9 protein-coding genes are annotated in these 6,617 nt (G+C 68.4%); 6 read left to right on the top strand and 3 right to left on the bottom strand.

Annotation, left to right across the window (positions count from 1 at the left end):
- Positions 1-92: 92 nt before the first annotated feature.
- The 3 genes from ABZU32_RS40745 to ABZU32_RS40735 form a co-directional block, all read right to left on the bottom strand.
- Positions 93-551 carry a VOC family protein gene (locus tag ABZU32_RS40745; RefSeq protein ID WP_354932114.1) on the bottom strand — a complete coding sequence of 153 codons (459 nt, stop codon included), beginning with the start codon at positions 549-551 and terminating at the stop codon, positions 93-95.
- A 357-nt stretch (positions 552-908) separates the two neighbouring features.
- Positions 909-1,127, bottom strand: coding sequence for a hypothetical protein (locus ABZU32_RS40740; protein ID WP_354932111.1), 219 nt, complete (start codon positions 1,125-1,127; stop codon positions 909-911).
- 286 nt (positions 1,128-1,413) lie between these two features.
- Positions 1,414-1,854 (bottom strand): type II toxin-antitoxin system PemK/MazF family toxin, encoded by a 441-nt coding sequence (locus ABZU32_RS40735; protein ID WP_354932108.1) that lies wholly within the window; start codon positions 1,852-1,854, stop codon positions 1,414-1,416.
- Positions 1,855-2,287: 433 nt separating this feature from the next.
- Between ABZU32_RS40735 and ABZU32_RS40730 the strand changes: the two genes are divergently transcribed.
- The 6 genes from ABZU32_RS40730 to ABZU32_RS40705 all read left to right on the top strand — a co-directional run bounded on the left by ABZU32_RS40730 (position 2,288) and on the right by ABZU32_RS40705 (position 5,987).
- Positions 2,288-2,416 carry a MerR family DNA-binding transcriptional regulator gene (locus ABZU32_RS40730; protein ID WP_354932105.1) on the top strand — a complete coding sequence of 43 codons (129 nt, stop codon included), beginning with the start codon at positions 2,288-2,290 and terminating at the stop codon, positions 2,414-2,416.
- 273 nt (positions 2,417-2,689) lie between these two features.
- Positions 2,690-3,178 carry a hypothetical protein gene (locus ABZU32_RS40725; protein WP_354932102.1) on the top strand — a complete coding sequence of 163 codons (489 nt, stop codon included), beginning with the start codon at positions 2,690-2,692 and terminating at the stop codon, positions 3,176-3,178.
- A gap of 57 nt (positions 3,179-3,235) precedes the next feature.
- Positions 3,236-4,354 (top strand): sensor histidine kinase, encoded by a 1,119-nt coding sequence (locus ABZU32_RS40720; RefSeq protein ID WP_354932099.1) that lies wholly within the window; start codon positions 3,236-3,238, stop codon positions 4,352-4,354.
- Positions 4,351-4,479, top strand: coding sequence for a hypothetical protein (locus tag ABZU32_RS40715; RefSeq protein ID WP_354932096.1), 129 nt, complete (start codon positions 4,351-4,353; stop codon positions 4,477-4,479). The genes ABZU32_RS40720 and ABZU32_RS40715 overlap by 4 nt, the downstream gene beginning before the upstream one ends.
- A complete protein-coding gene (locus ABZU32_RS40710) occupies positions 4,476-5,249 on the top strand; it encodes a response regulator transcription factor (RefSeq protein WP_354932093.1) in 774 nt (257 codons plus the stop codon). The genes ABZU32_RS40715 and ABZU32_RS40710 overlap by 4 nt, the downstream gene beginning before the upstream one ends.
- 162 nt (positions 5,250-5,411) lie before the next feature.
- Positions 5,412-5,987: a hypothetical protein gene (locus tag ABZU32_RS40705; protein WP_354932091.1), complete on the top strand. Its 576-nt coding sequence runs from the start codon at positions 5,412-5,414 to the stop codon at positions 5,985-5,987.
- Positions 5,988-6,617 lie beyond the last annotated feature (630 nt).

Raw genomic sequence — 6,617 nt, 5'->3', positions numbered from 1 at the left:
CCCCACTGAAGGAGCGCCAGGCTGTAGGGCTTCGCGGTCGCGGCCAGAGCGCGAATCTGTTCGTCGGTGACGGTCGTGCTCATGATGTCTCCCTACTTCTCGACGCGCTCGGCCAGCGAGACGATGATTCCTTCGGGCCCGCGGACGTAGGCCATCCGCCACATGCCCTCGTATTCGCCGATGCCTCCCACCAGGCCGTGGCCGTCGGCTGCGGCGTGGTCGACCGCGGCTTGGAGGTCGTGCACCTCGAAGGCGACGTTGCGCAGGCCCAGCTCGTTGGCCGGCGCGGCGGGCGAACCCGGGAGGTGGTCCGGCCACGTGAAGCTCGACAGCTCCAGCGTCGTACCTCCGCCGGGCGCTCGCAGCATGACGATCTCGGTGCGGGCGCCGGTCATGCCGATCACCGTGTCCAGGAACTCGCCTTCGACGACCATCTTCGAATCGGCCTCCAGACCGAGGCTGACGAAGAACGCCGTCACGGCATCGAGATCGGCGACGGTGATACCGACGTGGTCAAAGCGCCTTATGAATGTCATCGGATCCCTTTCCAAGTTTCTTCAAGAGACGCCGATAAAGGTAGCACCCTAGGTTCCCTAACGGAACCCCACTTGCTACCCGCTGGGCCGTCGCCGACCTGCTTCGCGTACACGTGTTGCAGGACCCCTATGCTGTGGCCCGCTCGCTTGGCGACCTCGGTAGGGACGATTCCAGAGGGAGACGGCTGCGTGCCGTAGGTCGTACGGCGTCGCCACCAGCGAAGAGGCCACCTGCTCAGGGGTGAACGCCTGCTTGCGTGCAGACTTCCAGACGCGGGAGATCGCCGAGTTGGTGTAGAGCCCGCCCTTACTCGTGGCGAACAGCCTGCCGTCGCCGGCCACGCCGAATGTCTGGATGTGCTCGCGCAGGATCTACACCAGAGCCGGAGGAATCGGCACCGGCCGCGTGTCCTTGTCTGTCCGGTGTTTCAAGCCACGATCATCGTGCGCGGCGCCCGAGTCGATATAGCGCTTGTTGGCGAAGGGCCGCGCCGTCTCCAGAGCGAGAAGGCCCCACCCCTCCCGCGGCAGGTCGCAGTTCTCGCGCTTGAGGCCCACCGTCTCCTCCGGACGAAGCGCGGCGTAGTACACGCGTACATCGCCCGCATCCGAGCCCCTCGCGTCCGGCCGACACGAGGCGTGGCGTCGAGCAGTGCCCGAGCCTGTCGAGGGTTGACCACCGTCCGGGGGTCAACCGCCTCCACCGCTTCTGCAGGCGTCCACACGAGTTATGACGCACCCAGGTATGCACGTCCCATGCGCGAACCAGTCCCGGCGACGTTTCCGCGTTCCTCCTGAGCGTGAGGCACAGCTTCTTGTTCGTGACCTTCAACCTTGGGCCGAGGACCCGCCCAGTGATCATTTCGGTGGCCGAGTTCTATGCGAACGGCCAGCCATAGCGTTGATGCAGGACCGTGGCGACACGGGCGAACTTGGCCCGGTCAAGGATGGAGCCCTCACGGCGGATGTCGTCCTCGTCGAGTTCGAAAACCCGGTCCACCCGCAGGTAGGAGACCCGGCCTTCGCGATCCCAGGTGCCGGAGCCAAGCTCCAGCCAGTCATCTTGGTCGGGGCCGGGGTCGCGACTGGACAGCAGCATGCCCAACAGCCGGCGCCCATGGCGGCCGACGAGCAGCAGAGGCCTGTCCTTGCCGCGTGCGGCGTCCTCCTCGTACGGTACCCAGGCCCATACGATCTCGCCGGGATCGGCCAGGCCGTCCAGGTTCGGGGAGTATTCCAGGGCCGCCGCCCCTTCGACGTCGTACACCTGCCGTACCACGCCGCGAACGGGGCGCGGATCGTCACCAAGATCGCGCATGGTTGCAGCCTAACGCCATGCCTCGCCAGTGTTCGACCTCCCACCCCAGCACCCCCGCTCCGCCAGGGCTGTCCGAGGCCGTCGATGCCTACGCGATCTCAGAAGTCGAGGGGGATGACTGAGCCGGTCCTCCGGTGACGGTGACAGGTTGGTTCCTTGGGCGTCCTTCGGCGAAGAACGAGTGTGGACGCGTTCAGCGCTCTTCGCGCGTCTTGCTGTACAGCAGCGCATATAGCAACACTCCCGCACAGTCCCGATCTTGGCCTGGCGTCACCACATGCTCGGCCAGCACCGCCAGGCTGTCAGCACTGCTCTGCCGGTCGTGCGGGACGAAGGGGACCGCCGGACTGCGGGCCGGTGGTCCTCGCCGGTCCTGGTCCGGGCCGGCCGTACCGGTTGACTCTTACGTCACGTGAGGCCGCACAGTGAGGCCATGGACACGATGGACCACATGGAATACACCGTCGGCGCCGTCGCCGAGCTGGCGGGGGTGTCGGTGCGCACCCTGCACCACTACGACGAGATCGGCCTGCTGGAGCCGAACGACGGGCCCGGGGCCTGAGGCGAATCCGGGGCCGTTCGTCCATCCATCAGAACTTGAAGTCCGTGACCGTTCCCACGGCCGGGTTCGAATCCCGCCTCCCGGCCCGGAAGTATCAGCCAGAAGGCCACCTTCGATCTCCGGAAGTGGCCTTACCGCTTGGCTGCGTGACCGACTGGGTGGCCAAGCTCGCGACTCGGCGTGGACCTTGGCTTCTCCACCCATGGGTGGAGATGAGAAACCTCCACCGCTGCGCCGATCCACCGTGACGGAGATCTTCCTACCGTTCATCGCATGGATTCGACGTACATGCCCTTCGCCGTGGTGCTCGTGGTCGCTCTGGTCGTCTACCGCCAGATGAGGACCAGGACGGTCAAGGCTCACGGTCTGCACTACTTCGCTTCGATCATGATCGTGGTGGGGCTGGTCTCGGGCGGGCTCGTGACCACGGCGAACCTGGCGCCCAGTGTCGCGATGCTCGTCGTGGAACTGGCGTCGGCCGTCGCCTTCGGCTTCGTCCGCGCCCGCACCATAGTCGTGTGGCGGGACGGGAACGGACTGGCGTGGTGCAGGGGAACCCCCTGGACGTTGCTCGGCTGGCTGGCCTCCGTCCTCACCCGCGTCGCCCTCCTCGCGGCCGGCCACGCGCTCGGTCTCGTCGAGGCCCCAACGGCGCTGCTGTTCTTCATGGGCGTGACGATCGGCTTCCAGGAGTTCTTGGTCGCCCGCCGCGCCCGCGCCGTGCCGTTCGCCGGGGGCCACGAGCAGCCGGCGCGTGCCTGACCCTGTGCGCCGTGGTCCGGCCTGGGGCGCGGTCACGCGCGCAGGTATGGTCCCGACATGGCCCAGACCCGTACAAGTACGGTGAACCTCGCCGTCGTCTCGCGGCTCCTGGTGCTCCTTGTCTTCGTGCTGGCCCAGTTCAAGCAGGAGGCCGGGTCTCCGTTGACGCCGAGAGGGCTGCTGGTGGCGGGGATCACTCTGTTCATCGCGGTGGTCCTGGTGGTGGCGCCCGGTGACCTCCGTAAGGGCTTTCCGCATTCTCTTCGGGGTGTCCCGGTCATCTCCGTCGTCGTGGTGGTCGCCTCGCTGTTCCTCCTTGTGATCGCCCGCGAGAGCAGTCCCGCCCTCGCGGCGCTGCTGTTCGGCGTCGGGTCGGCCGCCGTGCAGCATCCGCTGTCCAGATCGCTGCCGGTCGGCCTCCTCGCCCTGGCAGGTCTCCTGCTGGCCGGCCTGACCGGTCGCAGGTGGGATGAGTGGTTCGGGCTCGGGGTCAGCACATGCGTGGTCTTCCTCTTCGCCTACGCGATTAGACTGCGCAGGCAGGCCCGCAGTGCCGAGGCCAGGGAAGAGGTGCTCGCCGAGCGGGCGAGGATCGCCAGGGAGATCCACGACATCCTGGCCCACTCCTTGTCGGCGCAGATCGTCCATCTCGAAGGGGCGCGCCTGCTGCTGCGAGCCGACCGTCCCGAAGAGGCGCTGGACCGGGTCGATCGTGCCCGAGAGCTGGCCAAGACCGGCTTGGAGGAGGCCCGCCGGGCCGTGTCCGCGCTGCGGGAGAACAGCCCGCCGCTGCCCGCGGCGCTCAAGGCCCTAGCCGAGGAGTTCCAGGCGACGAGCGGCGCGGAATGCGCGGTCACGGTGAACGGGCCGGAACGGCGCCTCGAGCCGGAGACGGAGCTGGCGGTGATCCGCACCGCGCAGGAGGCCCTCACCAACGTACGGCGGCATGCCCCCGGCGCCTCGGCGACCGTTCGGCTGGAGTTCGGCGACGAATCGTGCGAACTGGAGGTCACCAACCCGCCGGTGGACGTTCCGGGCGTCCAGGGCGGAGGGTACGGTCTGGTGGGCATGAGGGAGCGGGCCGAGTTGCTGGGCGGGAGTCTGTCGGCGGGGGAAGCGGACGGCGAGGGGTTCCGGGTACGCCTGCGTCTGCCCATGGCGGAACGGTCCGCATGACCGCGCGTGTCCTGCCCGGAACCGGTAGGACGGTGCCGGTGCCGGTACCGGTGGTCACAGGCATGACCGTGCCGGTGCCGATGGTGATCGGCATGACCGTGCCGGTCCTGGGGGAATCCGCATGACCGTGCGAGTCCTTGTGGTGGACGACCAGACCATCGTGCGGGAAGGGCTCACCCTCCTGCTGGGCCTGCTGCCCGGTGTGGAGGTGGTGGGTTCGGCGGGCGACGGCGAGGCGGCCCTGCGGCTGGTGGAGTCCGAGCGGCCCGATGTGGTGCTGATGGATCTGCGGATGCCGAGGATGGACGGGGTGGAGGCGACCAGGCGCGTTCGCGCGGCGCACCCGGGCACCCAGGTCATCGTCCTGACCACCTACTCCGACGACGAGTCGGTGTTCGCCGCCCTGCAGGCCGGGGCGCGGGGGTTCCTGACCAAGAGCGCCGACGCCGAGGAGATCGCCCGGGCCATCGCCACCGTGATGCGGGGCGGCGCCCAGCTGGACCCCTCCGTCCAGCGCCGCCTGCTGGACACCATGGCCGCGCCGTCCCCGCCCGGCGGCGATCGCGAGCCCGGCGTCCCCGGCTCGGGCGAGGCCGGCGGCGGGCACGCGTCCGCCGCCGGTGAGGCTCCGGTACGGGATCGGGCGTCCGGTGCGGAGCGAGGACGCGCGCCTCGGCCGAAGGGTGATCTCCCCGACGGGCTGACCAGGCGAGAGACGGAGGTGCTGTGCCTCATGGCCGAGGGGCGCTCCAACGCGCAGATCGCCGGCGACCTGTTCATCAGCGAGGCGACGGTGAAGACGCACATCAACAACCTCTTCGCCAAGATCGGTGCCCGCGACCGCGCCCAGGCCGTCGCCTACGCCTACCGACAGGGTCTTGTGGAGATCCGCTGACGAGCCTGTCCAGAGATCGGGACCGGGCCGGACCCGCGATGCAGGTCTCATCCCCCACCGATTGATCTAGCGTGATTGACGGCACGAAGCCGATGAGACCACGCCGGACGACCGGTGAGAGAGCGAGGTACGCGCGTGAAGCATCCGCTGGCGTCAGCTGGAATGCTGCTGCTGGTGACAGTGGCGGCGTGCGGCGGTCAGGACCCGACGATCGCGCGGACGAGTCCTGCCCCATCGGCATCCGAGTCGGCCGCCACCCCTGCGAAGACCGCGAAAGGCTATTCCTACGGACTACGCAAGAGCGACATCCCTTGGCATGGCGCTGGAGATCCGTACAACGCCATGGTCGCACTGGACGACGGACGGCGGGTGGCCATGCACTATCGGCGTGGCAAGGGCCTGTATGAACAGCACTCCGACCCGCAGGCCGACGGGTGGACGAGGCCGAGCCTGATCTACGGCACGAACACCGAGGCGTGCCAGGGGATCCACCTGCGGGCCTTCGGCGGAACCGTCACCGCCACGGCGGACTTCGGCCACTACTGTTCGGACGGCGAGCCGCCGATGGAGTCCATCGCGGCCGTGGGGGCGGGGAACCTGCGCACATGGGACCACCACCTGACCAGAAGCTTCGACGGCTGGGAGAGGGTCTCGGCGGGCGACGGCGGGAGAGAGATCACCTTCAGACGCGGGTCCTCCACACTGCGCTGGACCCGGTCCGGCGGGTTTTCGAACTAGACCTCGCCGCGACCGGGACGGCTGCTTCGTGAGACGGAGTCCTGGGATCCCCCGGTCGATCAGGAGACCCGCCATGCCTCCTGTGGCCGTTGATCTCCATGCAACGGCGAAGCACGGCGACGACGTCTCAAGCCCTCGAGGGTCTCGCCGACTCGCTTGAGCGTCTTCCGCGTCGCCCCAACACACTCGTCGCCATGGACCGGCGTTTCGTATTGATCCTCACATCCCTCACCCCGCCGCCGGGGTTGGGTGCTCGTCAAGCCGAAGCGGCGGCAGGTCGGGCGATAGAAATTCAAGATCCCGCCAGCACGACGCAGCGGAAAGGCCACCTGCGACGATCGCAGGTGGCCTTTCTGATCTTCTTGCAGCGGCGAGGTGATCCGGTGGGCTCGGCCTGGTGCCGAGCCCACCGTTCAGCTCCATCCGGGTCCTGACCGCGTGCCATGGACAGCGCCTATGCGATAGGGCGTCCGCCGTGGCGGTGAGGGCCCGGGGGTGGACCCGTGTCGCGCGGTCAGCGCTGGAGGGTCAGCAGGCCCGGGCGGTAGGGCAGCAGGCCGTAGTCGACGCCGTTGGAGCTGGGGCTGCGGCCTTGGTAGAGCAGTTGCAGGTTGCAGGGGTCGACGGTCT

Source organism: Sphaerisporangium sp. NPDC005288 (genome assembly GCF_040607475.1).
Classification (GTDB): Bacteria; Actinomycetota; Actinomycetes; order Streptosporangiales; family Streptosporangiaceae; genus Sphaerisporangium; species Sphaerisporangium rhizosphaerae.
The sequence above is the reverse complement of the archived record's forward strand: the minus strand, read 5'-3'. Positions and strand labels throughout refer to the sequence as shown.

What these genes read in the sequence shown, in the direction of transcription:
- ABZU32_RS40715 (WP_354932096.1), top strand. Translation starts at nt 4,351, where the DNA reads ATGACCGCGCGTGTCCTGCCCGGAACCGGTAGGACGGTGCCGGTGCCG.
- ABZU32_RS40725 (WP_354932102.1), top strand. Translation starts at nt 2,690, where the DNA reads ATGGATTCGACGTACATGCCCTTCGCCGTGGTGCTCGTGGTCGCTCTG.
- ABZU32_RS40710 (WP_354932093.1), top strand. Translation starts at nt 4,476, where the DNA reads ATGACCGTGCGAGTCCTTGTGGTGGACGACCAGACCATCGTGCGGGAA.
- ABZU32_RS40720 (WP_354932099.1), top strand. Translation starts at nt 3,236, where the DNA reads ATGGCCCAGACCCGTACAAGTACGGTGAACCTCGCCGTCGTCTCGCGG.
- ABZU32_RS40735 (WP_354932108.1), bottom strand. Translation starts at nt 1,854, where the DNA reads ATGCGCGATCTTGGTGACGATCCGCGCCCCGTTCGCGGCGTGGTACGG.
- ABZU32_RS40730 (WP_354932105.1), top strand. Translation starts at nt 2,288, where the DNA reads ATGGACACGATGGACCACATGGAATACACCGTCGGCGCCGTCGCCGAG.
- ABZU32_RS40705 (WP_354932091.1), top strand. Translation starts at nt 5,412, where the DNA reads ATGCTGCTGCTGGTGACAGTGGCGGCGTGCGGCGGTCAGGACCCGACG.